Consider the following 16,556-nt stretch of genomic DNA (forward strand, 5'->3'; position numbering starts at 1 on the left):
TAAATATTTAGGATGTTTTTTTTTGGCGTAATTTTTGAAAACTTTTTTGTATATTTACTGTAACCAAAATTACGCGATGGCAAAAAACTACTTTTATATTACATTCTTATTGGCATTTTTCTTTACTGTAAGTGTTTCGGCACAAGACAGTAAGCAATTACCAAAACCTCAAGAGCCTACAACTATTGAGGGTTTAAGCTTGTACCCTAATCCAGTGACAAACGGAAAGGTTTATATCTCTTCTAAAAATGACTTAGAGAAAGAGGTGATTGTTTTTGATGTTTTAGGAAAAAAAGTAATCCAAACACATCTGTCTTCAAAAGAATTAAACGTTTCTGATCTGGTTCCCGGCGTTTATATCATCAAAATATACGAACAAGATGCATCAGCAACCCGAAAGCTCATTATTCGGTAAAACATAAAAAAAGCTCCTATTTGGGAGCTTTTTTCAGTTTACAGTCGCAGTATTCAGTTAAGCACATTGCATTTTAAAACTGAGACTGAAAACCGAGACTGAAAACTAAAAAACAATATCTTTGCAAAAAAAAGTTTTGATCACAGCCAACGATATCTTTACCATTTCGAGTCAGAAACAATTTGAAAAAATAGCACTAAAAGTGTTTCGTTTTCAACACGAGAACAATAAGGTATACCGTGATTTCTGTGATTTTTTAAAAGTGAATCCACAACAGGTAAAATCTTTGGAACAAATTCCATTTTTACCCATACAATTTTTTAAAAGCCACAAAGTCGTTTCTAATTCAGATTCTCCTCAGGTTACTTTTACCAGCAGCGGTACAACCGGAATGATCACTAGCCGCCATTTAGTAACGAATGTTTCTCTTTATGAAGAAAGCTACCGAAATGGATTTTCGCAGTTTTACGGAAATATCGAAGATTACGTTGTTTTAGCCCTTTTGCCGTCTTATTTGGAGCGCGATGGCTCTTCGTTAATTTATATGGTCGAAGACCTGATAAAACTATCCAATCAGGCTGAGAGCGGGTTTTATTTACACAACCACGATGACTTAATTAAAAAACTAACCGCTTTAGATGAATCCGGGCAAAATGTGATTTTAATTGGCGTTACCTATGCTTTATTAGATTTGATTGAAAAGCATCAATTCAACCTTCAAAATACCATTATTATGGAAACCGGAGGAATGAAAGGAAAACGCAAAGAAATGATTCGCGAAGAATTACACGAACAACTTTGCAAAGGTTTTGGTGTAAATGCCATTCATTCTGAATATGGAATGACGGAGCTTTTGGCGCAAGCCTATTCTTTAGGCGAAGGTGTATTTGAATGTCCATCCTGGATGCATATTTTAGTTCGCGATCCTGAAGATGCGCTCACTTATGTAAAAGATGGAAAAACTGGTGGAATTAATGTTATTGATTTAGCTAATATCAATTCGTGTTCTTTTATCGCCACGCAGGATTTGGGCAAAAAATATCCCAACAACTCTTTCGAGGTATTGGGACGTTTTGATAATTCTGATATTCGTGGTTGTAACTTAATGGTTTTGTAATTAAACCACTCTAATCACAAAATAGTTTTTCTTCCCACTTTGCAATAACACAAACTGATTGTTGATTAAATCATTTGCTGTTAGAACAAAATCTTCTTTTATTTTTTCTCTGTTTACAGAAATAGAATTTGCTGTTAAAGCACGTCTCGCTTCTCCATTTGATTTAAAGAAACCTGTTTTTTCATTTAAAACCGAAACGATATCCAATCCATTTTCCAAATCAGCTTTTGCAATTTCTGCCTGAGGAACTCCGTCAAAAACTTCTAAAAAAGTAGCCTCATCCAATTGTTTCAAATCTTCTGAAGTTGAGTTTCCAAATAAAATATTCGAAGCCTGAATCGCTTTTTCCAATTCTTCTTTGCTGTGAACAAAAATCGTGATTTCTTCAGCTAGTTTCTTTTGCAATACTCTTAAATGTGGAGCCGCTTTGTGCTCTTCGATTAAAACATCAATTGTTTCTTTATCTAAGAAAGTAAAGATTTTGATATATTTTTCTGCATCAACATCTGTTGCGTTTACCCAAAATTGGTAGAATTTATATACTGAAGTTTTATCAGCATCCAGCCAAACATTTCCACCTTCAGATTTTCCGAATTTAGATCCGTCTGCTTTTGTAATTAATGGCGTTGTTAAAGCAAATGCTTTTGCACTTTCTCCACCCATTCTGCGGACTAATTCTGTTCCAGTAGTAATATTTCCCCATTGGTCAGAACCTCCCATTTGCAAAACACAGTTGTTGTTTTTATATAAGTGATAAAAATCGTAACCCTGAATTAATTGATAAGTGAATTCCGTGAAAGACATTCCTTCTCCTTCTCCACTCAATCTCTTTTTAACAGAATCCTTCGCCATCATATAATTTACCGTGATTCGTTTTCCAACTTCACGGGCAAAATCAATAAAAGAAAATTCTTTCATCCAGTCATAGTTGTTCACCATAACCGGAGCATTTGCTTCTTTTGAATTAAAGTCTAAGAAACGAGATAAAACACTTTTGATTCCAGCTACGTTTTTAGCCAAAGTTTCTTCGTTCAATAAATTTCTTTCGTCAGATTTTCCAGATGGATCACCAATCATTCCAGTCGCACCACCAACTAAGGCAATTGCTTTATGACCAGTTCTGTTTAAATGAACCAATAAAATAATCTGAACCATACTACCAATATGCAGCGAATCTGCCGTTGGATCAAAGCCTATATATGCCGTTGTTACTTCTTTCAGTAATTGTTCTTCCGTTCCAGGCATACTGTCATGATATAACCCACGCCACTTTAATTCTTCAACTAGATTCTTCATTTTTTAAAATAATTTGTGCAAATGTAATCAATGTCAATATGAATATCAAAAAGCAATGCCAATTTCAAAAAACAATTAAAAAACTTTGTCCCTTTGAACCTCTTCACCTTTGCACCTTTAACCCAAAAAAGTTATCTTTACAAAATGGTATTAGTAACTGGAGGAACAGGTTTAGTTGGCGCGCATTTATTGCTTCATTTAATTGAAAATGGAGAAAATGTTAGGGCAATTTACCGAAACCCAAATAACATTCAGAAAACAAAATCGGTTTTTGAACTTTATGGAAAAGCTAATTTGTTTGAAAAAATTAATTGGCTTGAAGCCGATATTTTAGACGTTCCTTCACTCGAAATTGCTTTTATTGATATTGAATATGTTTACCATTGTGCCGCTTTTATTTCATTTGATCCACAAGATGAAGATATCCTCCGAAAAACAAATATTGAAGGAACGGCCAACATGGTTAATTTTTCTTTAGCCAAAGGAATAAAAAAATTCTGTTTTGTAAGTTCCATCGCCGCATTAGGAGATATCGCTCCACACGAAACCTATATTACGGAAGAAACCGACTGGAATCCCGAAAAACCACACAGCGATTATGCCATTTCTAAATATGGTGCCGAAATGGAAGTTTGGCGTGCTGTTCAGGAAGGCTTAGATATTATTATTGTAAATCCCGGTGTAATTTTAGGGCCAATTGCAACAACAAAGATTTTTCTTGAAGGAAGCAATGAGCTATATCGAAGAGTTGCCAACGGACTTTCCTTTTATACACTTGGAAGTACAGGTTTTATTACTGTAAATGATGTCGTAAAGATTTCCGTTGAGTTGATGAAAAGCGATATCAAAAACGAGCGCTTTACCTTAATTTCAGATAATATTGTCTTTCAAGATATTCTAAACACAATTGCTGATACGCTAAAGGTAAAAAGGCCACACATTCATGCAAATCCTTTTTTTATGAACTTTTTATGGATAGCCGATGGAATATTTTCGACTTTGTTTTTCCAGAAAAGACACATGACAAAAGCGACTGCAAAAGCTTCTTATTCTAAAAATCTGTATTCCAATGAAAAAATAAAAACCGCTCTGGGAGCGGTTTTTCTAGATGTTCATCAATATATAAAAGACACTTCGAAGTTGTAAAAAACTATCTTAATTGTCTTGTTCTTCTTATTGAATCAATATTTATACGTCTTGAAGGCTTCTTTATAGAATCGTTTACATTCGTTTTTACTTTAGGCTTTTTAGCAGCAGCTTTCGCCGCTTTCTTCTCTTCAATTTTTACAATTGAGTCGGCTGCCTGTTGCTGTACCGCTAAACGTTTGCTAATTTCATCAAACATATCTTTGTAGGTATCATAATCAGCTGCATAATAAATATTACTTTGTGCAAACTGTAAACTATCAACCTTGTATTTTTTTAAAATAAATTTCTTCGGATCTGCATCAATCGAATCTAAAGACAATGGATTTTGATATTTCATTGCATCCATAAGAGACAAATCATACATAATATCAATCATTTTCCCTTTCTCAATAAGTCTTTTTGGTTCTTTGACCAATTCTTTTTTACAACTTACAGAAAGAAACAATACCAATATTATAAATACAAAATTCTTCATTTATCTTTTTTATCTATCAAACAATAATCTTTTTCCGGCGCGGATATCTTTTACTTTGAAATTATTATAAACCATTTCTCCGTTTACAAAAGTATGGGTGATTCTCGATTTAAAAGTAAAATTCTCAAACGGTGACCAACCACATTTATACAAAATATTCTCTGGTTTAACACTCCATGGCAAACTCGGATTCACGATTACCAAATCGGCAAAATAACCTTCTTTGATAAAACCTCTTTTTTCGATTTTGAAAATTTTAGCCGGATTATGACACATTTTTTCTACGATTTTTTCCACTGTAATTTTCCCCTGATGATGCGCTTCAAACATTGCTACAACCGCATGCTGTACTAACGGGCCTCCAGATGGCGCTTTTAAATACGACTGCATTTTTTCTTCTTTGGTATGAGGCGCGTGATCTGTTGCTATAACATCAATTCGTCCATCATTCAAAGCTTTCCAAAGTTCAGCACGATCTTCAGCGGTTTTAACAGCCGGATTCCATTTAATGAAATTTCCTTTTGTTTTGTAATCTTCATCGGTAAACCAAAGATGATGCACACAAACCTCAGCTGTAATCTTTTTATCTTCTAATGGAATTTTATTCGTGAACAATTCCATTTCTTTCGCAGTCGAAAGGTGAAAAATGTGAAGTCTTGCTCCTGTTTTTTTCGCCAAAGCAACCGCTTTTGAAGACGAAATATAACAAGCCTCTGCACTACGAATTAAATGATGCGCCGTTACCGGAATATCATCACCATATTTTTCTTTAAATTCAGCAAGATTGTTTTGGATTGTAGTTTCATCTTCACAATGAACCGCAATTAACATTGGCGTACTTGAGAAAATTTTCTCTAAAGTTTCTTCTTTATCAACCAGCATATTTCCGGTTGAAGAACCAAGAAATATTTTAATCCCGGCAACATTCTTTGGATTTGTTTTTAAAACTTCTTTCAAATTATCGTTGGTCGCACCCATCATAAATGAATAATTCGCAAATGATTTTTCGGAAGCAATCACGTATTTATCTTCAAGAATTTCCTGAGTAACGGCATTTGGAACCGTATTTGGCTGTTCGATGAAAGAAGTAATTCCTCCCGCAACTGCCGCTCTTGATTCTGATTCTATATCTCCTTTGTGTGTTAATCCCGGTTCTCTAAAATGAACCTGATCATCGATTGCTCCCGGCATTAAATAACTTCCTTCGGCATCTATTACTTTGCAATCAGATGTTTTTAGGCTGATGCTATCTGAAATCTCAACTATTAAGTCGTTTTCGATCAATACATCACCTTCAAAAATTGATCCTTCGTTTACAATTTTAGCATTTTTAATTAAAATCCTGTTCATCGCCCTGGCTTTATAATGTATTGAATAATTTTTTTAATCGAAGAGAAATTACTCCAAGTATAGCTTCTTTGATAATGGCATTGCTCATTTTTGAAACTCCTTTAGTTCGATCCGTAAAAATTATCGGAACTTCTGTTATTTCAAATTTACCACAATATGTTCGATATTTCATTTCAATTTGAAAAGCATACCCAACAAATTTAATTTTGTTCAGATTTATCTTCTCCAAAACCTCTCTCTTATAACAAACAAAACCCGCCGTTGCATCATGAATCTTCATTCCGGTAATGAATTTCACATAAACCGAAGCAAAATAAGACATTAACACACGGCTTAGCGGCCAGTTTACCACATTTACACCCGTTACATAACGAGACCCAATAGCTAATGATGCGCCTCCAAAATGACAGGCGTCGTATAATTTTTCAAGATCATTGGGGTTGTGGGAAAAATCGGCATCCATTTCAAAAATGAAATCATAATTACGTTCCAAAGCCCATTTGAAACCATGAACATAAGCTGTTCCTAAACCTGATTTTTTGGCCCTTTTTTCTAAAAACAATCTTCCAGGATATTCGTCCTGTAATGCAATCACTTTATTGGCAGTGAAATCTGGTGAATTATCATCAATAATTAGAAGATGAAAAGGTTTATGTTGCGAAAGAACAGCTCTAACTATACTTTCAATATTTTCGATTTCGTTGTAAGTGGGAATTATGACAATACAATCATTCATTTTTCTCGGTAATTTCACCGCAAAAGTAAACTTTTTATAGCATTTGATTCATAATAAATATATAATAAAAGTATTGAGACAAAAAATTACTAATTTTGTGTCGTTATGATTGAACAACTTACTCCCAGAATTCTAGAAAACAAAGATTGGGCAACACTTTTATTTGTGGTGACCTTTGCTGTTGTGGCAATGACAAAATCAGCTTACGAAACCAGATTTAGCGAATTTAGTAAGCTTATTTTTTCGGATAAATACGCAAAAATTTATCGTGACAATAACAATTTAAAAAGCAGTTTTACCATTGGCCTGTTTTTCGTTCAGGTTATTTCGTTCGCTTTTTTCATTCAGCTTACGATGCATATTTTTGGATATGCCTCAAAAACCGACTGGATTTTATTCATTCAAATCGCGACCTTTTTACTTTATTTCATTCTTGCGAAGTATTTAATTGAGAAAATTGTAGCGACTTCTTTCAATATTGATGACTTTGCAGACCTTTTTAACTTACAAAAAGTAACCTATAGAACCTATATTGGTGTTTTAATTCTACCAATCAATGCTGTTTTGTTCTATTATGACAATATTCCCAAAATTATTCCACTAGCAATAATAGGCGTTTCGCTGTGTCTGAGCCTCTACTCATATTTTATTTCGATAAAAACATATCAAAACGTAATATTCGGCAAGTTATTTTATTTTATTTTATATCTTTGCGCACTTGAAATAGCCCCTTATTATTTTCTTTATTATTGGATTACAAAAGGGAGTGCTTAGAAAATGTTTATAATATGAAAGTGAAAACAATTTTGGTGTCACAGCCTGAACCTAAAGTGGAGAATTCTCCTTACTTTGAGCTCCAACAAAAACACAAAATAAAAATTGATTTCAGACCATTTATTCATGTGGAAGGGGTTAGCGCAAAAGAGATTCGATTGCAAAAGATCGATCTTAATCATTACACTGCGATCATTTTAACAAGTCGAAATGCTGTAGATCATTTTTTTAGAGTGGCTGATGAAATGCGTTACAAAGTTCCTGAAGGATTGAAGTATTTTTGTCAATCTGAAGCTGTTGCATTTTATCTGCAAAAGTATGTAGTTTACAGAAAACGTAAAATTTACGTGGGAGCAAAAGATTTTGCAGACTTATCTCCTCTTATTAAAAAATACAAGGATGAAAAATTCTTGTTACCAGCTTCTGATCAATTGAATGCTGATGCACCTGTTACATTAAACAACTTAAAAGTAGATTGGGCACAAGCTGTTTTTTACAAAACTGTAATGAGTGACTTATCTGATTTGGCAGATGTTTATTATGACGTTTTAGCATTTTTTAGTCCAACGGGAATTAAATCATTATTTAAAAACTTCCCGGACTTTAAACAAAACAACACCAGAATTGCTGTTTTTGGAAGCACAACTCAAAAAGAAGCTTTAGATCATGGTTTAAGAATCGATATTCTTGCTCCAACACCTGAAACACCTTCTATGACAATGGCTTTAGAAAAATACATTAGTGAAGCAAACAAAGGGAAATAAATTCCTTACTACCAAACATATCAAAAAAAGCTGCAAAATTTGCAGCTTTTTTTTTGTGCCTAAATTTTAATTTTACCATTAAGAGATTAAGAAAATTAAGCCATGCCTTAATGAATCTTTTAAAGCAAACATTAAGCATTCTTACTTTATTTTCTTAATCTCTTAATGGTAAAAAATTCAACACAAAGCGCAGACAATTCAAATCTTCATTTTTTTGCATATTTTAAAGTTTAATTACTAAATTTGATTTCTAACTAAAACCTAAACAACTAAATTAGTTTCAAATTACAACTCTAATGAAAATCAACTCTCTTTTAATTGAAATTGACGGTATCGACAAAGAAATTCTTCGTGACTTAATGGACGATGCCCGAAAACCTATTTTACAAATTGCTAATAAAATAGGCATTTCCGGAGCCGCGATTCATCAGCGTTTGAAAAAACTGGAGCAATCAGGTGTAATTTCAGGATCGAAGTTTACTGTAAATCCGAAGGTTTTAGGTTATACCACTATGGCGTTTATCGGTGTTTATCTGGACAAAGCTTCCAGAAACTCAGAAGCCGTAAAAGACTTAAAAAAAATTCCTGAAGTCCTAGAATGTCATTATACCACAGGAAACTGGTCGGTTTTGATTAAAATTATTTGTCGCGACAACGAACATTTAATGCAACTTTTGAATACTAAAATTCAGGCTATCGAAGGAGTTTCAAGAACAGAAACTTTTATTTCGTTAGATCAGCAAATTGACAGGCAGATTCAATTATAATGTGCCAATTAGACAATTAGTCAATTAGATAATTTTAAAAACTTCATGATAAGTATTAGACCCGAACTTAAGACATTACTTTTTTTTATAACATATTTTACAATTGCATTTATTTTTGAGAAAACAAGTCCAAGTGGGGTATGCACACCTGGTCTGGGTTTTCTTTTATTTATGCTTTCAATTCCAGTAAGTATAATTTACACCTTAATACTTTTCTTTAAATATCATAGATCTCAAAACAAAGAATATTTAAATTCTATTTACTTAATTTCCGGAATATGGGTTTTAATATTTATAACATTAAACTTTAATAATTAAGACAAAATAAAAACCCGACAGGTTTGCCTGTCGGGTTTGCTATAAATTATCTAATTGACTAATTATCTAATTGACACATTAATTTCTCCTGTTTCCAGAGTAAATCGAAATATAATAAAGTAACGTTGCAATTGAACCAATAGCCGCAACAACATAAGTTCTTGCAGCCCATTTTAAAGCATCTTTTGCTCCTGCCTGCTCTTCTTGAGTAAGCATGTGTTTATTTTCTAACCAGGCTAATGCTCTGTTGCTTGCATCGTATTCTATAGGCAAAGTAATGATTGTAAATAATGTTGTAGCCGCAAAAATGACGATTCCTATTAACAATAGCTGCGGAAAAGTCCTGATCATTAAGATTCCTGCCAATAAAATCCATTGCACATAATTAGACGCAACACTAACGATAGGCACTAACTTAGAACGCATTGTCAGCCATTCATAACCTATCGAATGTTGTACTGCGTGGCCACATTCGTGCGCTGCAACTGCAGCCGCCGCCGCATTACGATGATTGTAAACTGCCTCACTTAAATTAACCGTTTTATCTGACGGATTATAGTGATCTGTTAATTGACCCGGAGTCGAGATTACACGAACATCGGTGATTCCGTTATCGGCTAACATTTTTTCTGCGATTTCGGCACCACTCATTCCGTTTCTTAATTGTAGTTTAGAATACAACTCAAACTTGCTTTTCAACTTCGAACTCACTAACCAACTGAACAACATAATTGCTCCGGCGATGATTAAATATCCACTTCCCATGTTTTTATATTTTTTAAATTGTTTTTTTTTTAGAATATGTTTTCGAAATAATCTACAATTTACGAACCATTTTTCTAAAATGCCAAAATGACATCCTAAATTTAGATTAAATTCCAATATAGAAAATTCCAAATTCCAATTAACAGGAAAGTGTTCGCCACGAATTTCACGAATTCCCACAAATTCAATTCGTGAAATTTGTGGCTGAAAAATCAAAGAAATTCGACAATCTTGTCATCCTGACGGAGGAAGGATCACACTTGTAACTCCTCATACTAATTCGCCAATCTTTGTCGAGCTTCTAGCGTGATCCTTCCTCCGTCAGGATTGACAAACTTGGCGCAAAAAAAATCCCAAACCCCAATCTTAAAATTGGAATTTGGAATTTGGAATTTGGAATTTGGAATTTGGAATTTTCTGTATTGGAATTTCCTTACTTCAATTGCGCATTGACATCCTCAAATTTTGCAATTAGCTCATTTATTTTAGTTTGCTGTTTTTTGATTTGTTTGGGACGAAGATAAAACCAGTTAAAACCTATCCAAAGCAACGTTACACCATAGGTAACCGAAGCATAAAAAACAGTCATTCTTGAAACATATTCATACATATACAAACCTATTCCTAAAAAAAGTAAAACAAAGTACCAACTTAATACTGTAGACTGCATAAATTGTTGCTTTCTTTTAATTAAAACCAGTTTTTGTAAATATTCATGATTACTTTGAGTTGTATCAATTTCTTTATAAATATGTAATAAACCATTATAAAATGCCACATACATTACCATTGCCAGGATCGCCAAAACAATTCCGATTTTAGTGGAAATAAACTGCGGCTGATAATAGTACCAAACAAAACCAATAAAAGCAGAAGTTGCAAAAAGCAAAACATTAGTAATCCATAAACTTCGTAAACCTGCTTTTTTAAACTGTTTTAACCTTGCCTTCAAATCTTCGATATTAGGCTGACTTACGGTTTGTTTTTTCCATAAATCTTTGAAATCTATATTATTGTTGTCCATTTTCTTTAAATTTTTGAGTCAATTTTTCTTTTATCCTATGGATTTTCACTCGTACATTCGCTTCTGAAAGCCCTACAATTGTAGCGATTTCTGCTTGCCTGACATCTTCTAACTCCAGCGAAATAATAATACGTTCTGTTTCCGGCAATTCAGCTATACATTTATACAAAAACTGAATCTGCGGCTCTAATGATTGTTGTTTTTCCTCCGTAAGATGATGCGGTAAATCTGATTTAAGAAAACGTTTATCTCTCTCAATCTGTCTGAGGCAATTATTAGAAGCTATTCTGAAAATCCAGGTTCCAATACTTGACTCATTTCTAAAAGTGTCCAGCTTTTGCCACACAATTATAAAAGTTTCCTGAGCGAGATCTTGTGCAATGTCATAATCATTGACAAAACCCATACAAAGTCTGAATATTCGATCCCAATAGGTTTTATAAATTTGTTCAAATTCCATTATTAAGATTTTAAAAAATTGTTCAATTGTCCTAAATACCAATCTTTGTCGTCGTACATAATAAAATGCATTCCTTTAGTGGCATATTGAAAATTAGCTGTTTTTAAATTTTTATATTGTCCTTCAATTGCTGGTTTTAAATTTATAAAATAAGATTCTAATAAAATTAATGAAGGACATTTTATAGCTGCAATTTTCTCTCTCAGGTCAACATTGAAGAAATCACAATACATTTGTGCAAACGTTACGCGATCAGATTTCACACTCCAATCTACTACCATTTCTAACTTAGAAGTATCTGCTAAAAGTCTCGGCATCATCTGTTTTTGCATATCATAAAACTGAGTTTCATTCATTGCCGTCATTTGAGTAACCATTGCAGAACAATCGTTGTTTTCTTTTGATTTAAAAGAAGGATCACTCAAAGCCGCCAGGCAAGGAAGCGCATCGACAATCACAATTTTTCCAATTAAATCAGGATAATCAGCCGCAATAGCAAGCGCCAAACCGCCTCCCATGCTGTGACCAATTAAGATTGGTTTTTCGATTTTATTGTTTTTAATGTAATTAGCGATTTCATTTTTCCAATTTTCAAAAGAAGGATTTGGCTGTGGTTTTACTCCGGCGAAACCGGCCATTGTTAAGGTGTAGCAAGTGTAGTCTTTTTCGAAAACTGCCTTAGTTTCATCCCATACCGCTCCGGAAGAAGCAAATCCGGGAATAAATATAAGAGCTTGCTTGCCTTTTCCGGTTTTAGAAACTTCAAACGGGTATTGTTTTGTCTGTGCAAAAACATTTAAACATAATGCAGAAAATAAAAGGGCGATAATCAAAATATACTTTTTCATTTTTATAAATTTTAAGTTGTTAAATAATCGGATCCGCCCTTTGGATACGAGAAGATTTAAAATGTTACAACTAAAATGAAAATTTCAATAAAAAAAATCCAAATTCCAATTAATACGGAAGTTTTCGCCACAAATTTCACGAATTAGCACGAATTGAATTTGTGGAAATTTGTGTAATTCGTGGCAAAAAAAGCCAAACCTAAATAATAAAATTGGAATTTGGACTTTATACTTCGAGTACTATTCTTATTTGCAAATCGTTATAAAAGCTATTAATTCTGCGCTTTCATAATAAGTAAAAGATACATTTATAATTTCATAACCTTCCGAAGATTTTTTATTTAAGAAGATTTCAACCTCACTCGCTAATTCATCTTTCATCCCAGAAAAACCAGCTGTCTTTTTTAAAATATGCACTTCATGTTTTTTCATTCTCTTTTTTTGGTTTTAAATTAAAAGAACGAACTTACGAAAAATCTTATATTACTAAAAAAGTTTTAATTCTCAATTGATTTATAATGCGATCCTTCGACTTCGCTCAGGATGACAACTGGATAAAAAAAATCCCAAACCCCAATCGTAAAATTGGAATTTGGAATTTTTAAAATATTGGAATTTTTATTTACCCCACAAGGTTAATGATCTTTCCAGGAACAACAATCACTTTATTTGGAGTTCTTCCATCTAATTGACGTAATGTTCTTTCGTCTTTCATGATAATTTCCTCGATTTGCGGAGCTGTTAAATCTAAAGGCAATTCGATAGTGAAACGCATTTTTCCGTTGAAAGAAACTGGATACTCTTTACTGCTTTCTACCAAGTGTTTCGCTTCAAAAACAGGAAAATCAACTGTCGCAATTGAAGTGGTATGCCCTAATTGCGCCCATAATTCTTCTGCAATATGCGGTGCATAAGGCGAAACCAAAATTGCTAAAGGTTCCAAGATCGCTCGTGAATGACAATTTTGAGACGACAATTCGTTTACACAAATCATAAACTGAGAAACCGAAGTATTGAAAGAGAAATTCTCAATATCTTCTGCCACTTTTTTGATGGTTTTGTGTAGTGATTTTAAGTTGTCTTTTGTTGGTTCGTCGTTGTTTACGATTAAACCGTTGTTCTCATCAATATACAAACGCCATAGTTTTTTCAGGAAACCAAATACTCCAGAAATTCCGGCAGTATTCCAAGGTTTTGCCTGCTCTAAAGGACCTAAAAACATTTCGTACAAACGTAAGGTATCAGCACCATATTCAGCACAAATATCATCCGGCGTTACTACATTGTATTTTGACTTCGACATTTTTTCGACTTCGCGACCTACAATATATTTTCCGTTATCATCTGTGATAAATTCAGCATCAGCATAATCTTCTCTCCATGCTTTAAATTTTTCAACATCTAATTCATCAGAAGAATTAACCATTGAAACATCAGCGTGAATTGGCTGTACTTTATGGTCTCCTATTTTATTTTTTGAAACAAAACTATTCGTTCCTTCAATCCTATAAACAAAAGCACTAGTTCCCAAAATCATTCCCTGATTGATCAGTTTTTTGAATGGTTCTTCTGTTGGAGCAAAACCTTTGTCTTTTAAGAATTTATTCCAAAAACGAGAGTACAATAAGTGTCCGGTTGCGTGCTCGCTTCCTCCAATATATAAATCGACACTTTCCCAATAAGCTAAAGCTTCTTTACTTGCAAATTCGTTTTCGTTGTGTGCATCCATATAACGCATCCAATACCATGAACTTCCTGCCCAACCTGGCATTGTGTTTAATTCTAAAGGAAAAATAGTCACATTGTCAATCAACTGCGTGCTAACTACTGAACACTTAACACTGTCCCAAGCCCAAACAGCTGCATTTCCTAACGGAGGCAAACCATCTTCGGTTGGTAAATATTTCTCAACTTCTGGCAAAATGATTGGTAAATGTTGCGCGTCGATCATTTTTGGCAATCCGTTTACGTAATAAACAGGGAATGGCTCTCCCCAATAACGTTGACGGGAAAAAACAGCATCACGCAAACGGTAATTTGTTTTTCCGCTTCCTTGCCCTATTTTTTCTAAAGCTGTAATTACAGCCTGAGTTGCATTTTTATAATTTAATCCGTTTAAGAAATCAGAATTTGCAATTTCAACATTGTCTTTTGAACCGTAAGCCGTTTCAGAAATGTCAACATTGGCAAAAATATTCTTGATTTCCGGCATTCCGTTTTGACCTTTGAAGAAATTTGCAAAAGCATAATCTCTCTCGTCTCCACAAGGAACCGCCATTACAGCACCTGTTCCGTAACCTGCCAAAACGTAATCTCCAATCCAAACCGGAATTGCTTCTTTGGTAAAAGGGTGTTCAGCATAAGCTCCTGTAAATACTCCAGAAATGGTTTTTACATCGGCCATACGCTCACGCTCTGAACGTTTTGCTGTTTTTTCGATATAAGCTTCAACAATCGCTTTTTGTTCAAGAGTTGTAATTTTAGCTACCAAATCATGTTCCGGAGCCAAAGTCATAAAAGTCACTCCAAAAATAGTATCAGGACGAGTTGTAAATACGTCGATTACTTCATCATGATTTTTCACGTTGAAAGAAACCATAGCACCAACTGATTTTCCGATCCAGTTTCTTTGTGATTCTTTTATAGATTCACTCCAGTCAATATCATTCAAACCTTGCAACAAACGCTCTGCATAAGCAGAAATTCGCATACTCCATTGTGTCATTTTTTTTCTAATAACAGGATATCCTCCACGCTCAGAAACACCGTTCACTATTTCGTCATTAGCCAAAACAGTTCCTAAACCAGGACACCAGTTTACTTCTGTTTCTGCCAAATACGTCATTCTGTATTGTAAAAGGATTTTTTCTTTTTGGTCTTCAGAATAAGAATTCCATTCCGCTGCAGTAAAAATCGCAACATTATCATCGCAAACTGCTTCAACCAATGCATTTCCACTTTCTTCAAAAACAGTTACAAGTTCTGAAATATCAAAAGCTTTTCCTTGTTTTCTGCAATACCACGAATTGAACAACTGAATAAAAATCCATTGTGTATGTTTGTAATAATCCGGATTTGAAGTACGAACCTCACGACTCCAATCAAATGAAAATCCGATTTTATCTAATTGTTTTCTGTATCCGGCAATTTGTTTTCCTTCTTTATCAACTCCACCATCAATATTTACACGTGTTGTATCCTCCGGACGTTGTCCTGTCTGAATCGCGTATTGTTCTGCAGGCAATCCAAAACTGTCATATCCCATTGGGTGTAAAACATTGAAACCCTGATGTCTTTTGAAACGAGAATAAACATCTGAAGCAATATAACCCAGCGGATGCCCTACGTGTAATCCTGCTCCCGATGGATAAGGAAACATGTCTAAAACATAATGTTTAGGTTTTTCAGAATTATTACTTGCAGCAAAAGTTTGGTTTTCAGCCCAATATTTTTGCCATTTTTCTTCGATTTCGTTTGGATTGTATTTCATTCTTTCTTTAAGGTTCAAAGGTTCAGAGTGACAAAGGCTCAAAGGTTTGTCACCTAATTTAGAGCGCAAATTTACATTTATTGTCGTTTGTACCAAAGCTATTTCGTTGACAAACAAATAAAATAACAAAATACGTATTTTCAATTAAGTAAAAACACGTATTTCTACACTCTAATACTTAGAAAAAAATCTTTTTGTTTAAGATTGTAAAAATCTAAAAAGTTCCGGAGGAACGACTTATATTGTAGGACTGGACTTCAGTCCAGTTTAAAATAAAGAATAATAATGCCTATTTTTGAATAGCATTAAAAAAATAAAAATGGCTGACAGCAAAAAATACAAAGTTGAAGTTCGGGTTTGGATTGAAGAAACTGAAGGAGCCTTTTTAGGAATTGGAAAAATATGGCTGCTTGAAAATATTCGAAAAACGGGTTCTATAACCAATGCTGCCAAAGAAATGAAAATGGCGTATCGTCAGGCCTGGCAATTAGTAGAAGAAATGAATCAGCGTGCTGAAAGTCCTTTGGTTGAAAAATTACTTGGGGGAAAAGGAGGCGGCGGCGCAAAATTGACAGAAGCCGGAGAAAGAGCGATTGTTGTTTTCTACGAAATCGAAAAACGCATTAAGGAGTTTGCTTTAAAAGAAACCCAAAATCTAAAATTTAGACTCTAAGTTGCAATTCCGAAGCCCCCGAACTGAGTTGCTAAGATTTTTATATTGATTTATTCATCTTTGAATCGTATATTTATGGTAAGAAAGTTAAAACTTTGAACGTTATTAACTTCAAATAAAGAAATACTTTATTAT

Annotated in this window: 17 protein-coding genes; 7 read left to right on the top strand and 10 right to left on the bottom strand. The window is 33.9% G+C overall.

The window, feature by feature from the left end; all coding sequences use genetic code 11:
* Positions 1 to 76 precede the first annotated feature (76 nt).
* Positions 77 to 415 (top strand): T9SS type A sorting domain-containing protein, encoded by a 339-nt coding sequence (locus IRZ99_RS11580; RefSeq protein WP_072969701.1) that lies wholly within the window; start codon positions 77 to 79, stop codon positions 413 to 415.
* Between the two features lie 136 nt (positions 416 to 551).
* Positions 552 to 1,532 (top strand): acyl transferase, encoded by a 981-nt coding sequence (locus IRZ99_RS11585; protein WP_194657592.1) that lies wholly within the window; start codon positions 552 to 554, stop codon positions 1,530 to 1,532.
* Here IRZ99_RS11585 and tyrS read toward each other — a convergent pair whose 3' ends face one another.
* A complete protein-coding gene (tyrS, locus tag IRZ99_RS11590) occupies positions 1,533 to 2,828 on the bottom strand; it encodes a tyrosine--tRNA ligase (RefSeq protein ID WP_194657413.1) in 1,296 nt (431 codons plus the stop codon).
* A gap of 144 nt (positions 2,829 to 2,972) precedes the next feature.
* Between tyrS and IRZ99_RS11595 the strand changes: the two genes are divergently transcribed.
* Entirely contained in the window at positions 2,973 to 3,974 is a 1,002-nt protein-coding gene (locus IRZ99_RS11595) for an NAD-dependent epimerase/dehydratase family protein (RefSeq protein WP_194657414.1), read from the top strand.
* Between the two features lie 4 nt (positions 3,975 to 3,978).
* Here IRZ99_RS11595 and IRZ99_RS11600 read toward each other — a convergent pair whose 3' ends face one another.
* Genes IRZ99_RS11600 through IRZ99_RS11610 form a run of 3 tightly spaced genes read right to left on the bottom strand, consistent with a single transcriptional unit; the run spans position 3,979 to position 6,538 of the window.
* Entirely contained in the window at positions 3,979 to 4,452 is a 474-nt protein-coding gene (locus tag IRZ99_RS11600) for a DUF4296 domain-containing protein (protein WP_194657415.1), read from the bottom strand.
* 9 nt (positions 4,453 to 4,461) lie between these two features.
* On the bottom strand, positions 4,462 to 5,802 hold the full coding sequence (locus tag IRZ99_RS11605) for a dihydroorotase (protein WP_194657416.1): 1,341 nt from the start codon (positions 5,800 to 5,802) through the stop codon (positions 4,462 to 4,464).
* 10 nt (positions 5,803 to 5,812) lie between these two features.
* Positions 5,813 to 6,538: a polyprenol monophosphomannose synthase gene (locus IRZ99_RS11610; RefSeq protein ID WP_194657417.1), complete on the bottom strand. Its 726-nt coding sequence runs from the start codon at positions 6,536 to 6,538 to the stop codon at positions 5,813 to 5,815.
* A gap of 105 nt (positions 6,539 to 6,643) precedes the next feature.
* Between IRZ99_RS11610 and IRZ99_RS11615 the strand changes: the two genes are divergently transcribed.
* The 3 genes from IRZ99_RS11615 to IRZ99_RS11625 all read left to right on the top strand — a co-directional run bounded on the left by IRZ99_RS11615 (position 6,644) and on the right by IRZ99_RS11625 (position 8,843).
* Positions 6,644 to 7,312, top strand: a complete 669-nt coding sequence (locus IRZ99_RS11615; RefSeq protein WP_194657418.1) for a DUF4271 domain-containing protein — start codon at positions 6,644 to 6,646, stop codon at positions 7,310 to 7,312.
* Between the two features lie 14 nt (positions 7,313 to 7,326).
* Positions 7,327 to 8,076 (top strand): uroporphyrinogen-III synthase, encoded by a 750-nt coding sequence (locus IRZ99_RS11620; RefSeq protein WP_194657419.1) that lies wholly within the window; start codon positions 7,327 to 7,329, stop codon positions 8,074 to 8,076.
* Between the two features lie 296 nt (positions 8,077 to 8,372).
* Complete coding sequence (locus IRZ99_RS11625; protein WP_194657420.1) at positions 8,373 to 8,843, top strand: Lrp/AsnC family transcriptional regulator; 471 nt, start codon at positions 8,373 to 8,375, stop codon at positions 8,841 to 8,843.
* Between the two features lie 396 nt (positions 8,844 to 9,239).
* Here the strand turns inward: IRZ99_RS11625 and IRZ99_RS11630 are convergent, their stop codons facing one another.
* The 6 genes from IRZ99_RS11630 to leuS form a co-directional block, all read right to left on the bottom strand.
* Positions 9,240 to 9,926, bottom strand: coding sequence for a zinc metallopeptidase (locus IRZ99_RS11630; protein ID WP_194657421.1), 687 nt, complete (start codon positions 9,924 to 9,926; stop codon positions 9,240 to 9,242).
* Positions 9,927 to 10,359: 433 nt separating this feature from the next.
* A complete protein-coding gene (locus IRZ99_RS11635) occupies positions 10,360 to 10,950 on the bottom strand; it encodes a hypothetical protein (protein ID WP_194657422.1) in 591 nt (196 codons plus the stop codon).
* Positions 10,937 to 11,410 carry an RNA polymerase sigma factor gene (locus tag IRZ99_RS11640; protein ID WP_194657423.1) on the bottom strand — a complete coding sequence of 158 codons (474 nt, stop codon included), beginning with the start codon at positions 11,408 to 11,410 and terminating at the stop codon, positions 10,937 to 10,939. Before IRZ99_RS11640 ends, IRZ99_RS11635 begins: the two co-directional genes overlap by 14 nt.
* 2 nt (positions 11,411 to 11,412) lie before the next feature.
* Positions 11,413 to 12,258, bottom strand: a complete 846-nt coding sequence (locus tag IRZ99_RS11645; RefSeq protein WP_194657424.1) for an alpha/beta fold hydrolase — start codon at positions 12,256 to 12,258, stop codon at positions 11,413 to 11,415.
* Positions 12,259 to 12,504: 246 nt separating this feature from the next.
* Positions 12,505 to 12,690: a hypothetical protein gene (locus tag IRZ99_RS11650; RefSeq protein WP_194657425.1), complete on the bottom strand. Its 186-nt coding sequence runs from the start codon at positions 12,688 to 12,690 to the stop codon at positions 12,505 to 12,507.
* A 190-nt stretch (positions 12,691 to 12,880) separates the two neighbouring features.
* Entirely contained in the window at positions 12,881 to 15,748 is a 2,868-nt protein-coding gene (gene leuS, locus IRZ99_RS11655) for a leucine--tRNA ligase (RefSeq protein ID WP_194657426.1), read from the bottom strand.
* A 319-nt stretch (positions 15,749 to 16,067) separates the two neighbouring features.
* Here leuS and IRZ99_RS11660 point away from each other — a divergent pair, with 319 nt between their 5' ends.
* Entirely contained in the window at positions 16,068 to 16,421 is a 354-nt protein-coding gene (locus IRZ99_RS11660) for a winged helix-turn-helix domain-containing protein (protein ID WP_194657427.1), read from the top strand.
* Positions 16,422 to 16,556 lie beyond the last annotated feature (135 nt).

This window comes from Flavobacterium sp. LC2016-12, assembly GCF_015351595.1.
GTDB lineage: Bacteria > Bacteroidota > Bacteroidia > Flavobacteriales > Flavobacteriaceae > Flavobacterium.

Excerpts from the sequence above, each read along its gene's own strand:
- IRZ99_RS11580 (WP_072969701.1), top strand. The coding sequence starts at position 77 with ATGGCAAAAAACTACTTTTATATTACATTCTTATTGGCATTTTTCTTT.
- tyrS (WP_194657413.1), bottom strand. The coding sequence starts at position 2,828 with ATGAAGAATCTAGTTGAAGAATTAAAGTGGCGTGGGTTATATCATGAC.
- IRZ99_RS11595 (WP_194657414.1), top strand. The coding sequence starts at position 2,973 with ATGGTATTAGTAACTGGAGGAACAGGTTTAGTTGGCGCGCATTTATTG.
- IRZ99_RS11600 (WP_194657415.1), bottom strand. The coding sequence starts at position 4,452 with ATGAAGAATTTTGTATTTATAATATTGGTATTGTTTCTTTCTGTAAGT.
- IRZ99_RS11605 (WP_194657416.1), bottom strand. The coding sequence starts at position 5,802 with ATGAACAGGATTTTAATTAAAAATGCTAAAATTGTAAACGAAGGATCA.
- IRZ99_RS11610 (WP_194657417.1), bottom strand. The coding sequence starts at position 6,538 with ATGAATGATTGTATTGTCATAATTCCCACTTACAACGAAATCGAAAAT.
- IRZ99_RS11615 (WP_194657418.1), top strand. The coding sequence starts at position 6,644 with ATGATTGAACAACTTACTCCCAGAATTCTAGAAAACAAAGATTGGGCA.
- IRZ99_RS11620 (WP_194657419.1), top strand. The coding sequence starts at position 7,327 with ATGAAAGTGAAAACAATTTTGGTGTCACAGCCTGAACCTAAAGTGGAG.
- IRZ99_RS11625 (WP_194657420.1), top strand. The coding sequence starts at position 8,373 with ATGAAAATCAACTCTCTTTTAATTGAAATTGACGGTATCGACAAAGAA.
- IRZ99_RS11630 (WP_194657421.1), bottom strand. The coding sequence starts at position 9,926 with ATGGGAAGTGGATATTTAATCATCGCCGGAGCAATTATGTTGTTCAGT.
- IRZ99_RS11635 (WP_194657422.1), bottom strand. The coding sequence starts at position 10,950 with ATGGACAACAATAATATAGATTTCAAAGATTTATGGAAAAAACAAACC.
- IRZ99_RS11640 (WP_194657423.1), bottom strand. The coding sequence starts at position 11,410 with ATGGAATTTGAACAAATTTATAAAACCTATTGGGATCGAATATTCAGA.
- IRZ99_RS11645 (WP_194657424.1), bottom strand. The coding sequence starts at position 12,258 with ATGAAAAAGTATATTTTGATTATCGCCCTTTTATTTTCTGCATTATGT.
- IRZ99_RS11650 (WP_194657425.1), bottom strand. The coding sequence starts at position 12,690 with ATGAAAAAACATGAAGTGCATATTTTAAAAAAGACAGCTGGTTTTTCT.
- leuS (WP_194657426.1), bottom strand. The coding sequence starts at position 15,748 with ATGAAATACAATCCAAACGAAATCGAAGAAAAATGGCAAAAATATTGG.
- IRZ99_RS11660 (WP_194657427.1), top strand. The coding sequence starts at position 16,068 with ATGGCTGACAGCAAAAAATACAAAGTTGAAGTTCGGGTTTGGATTGAA.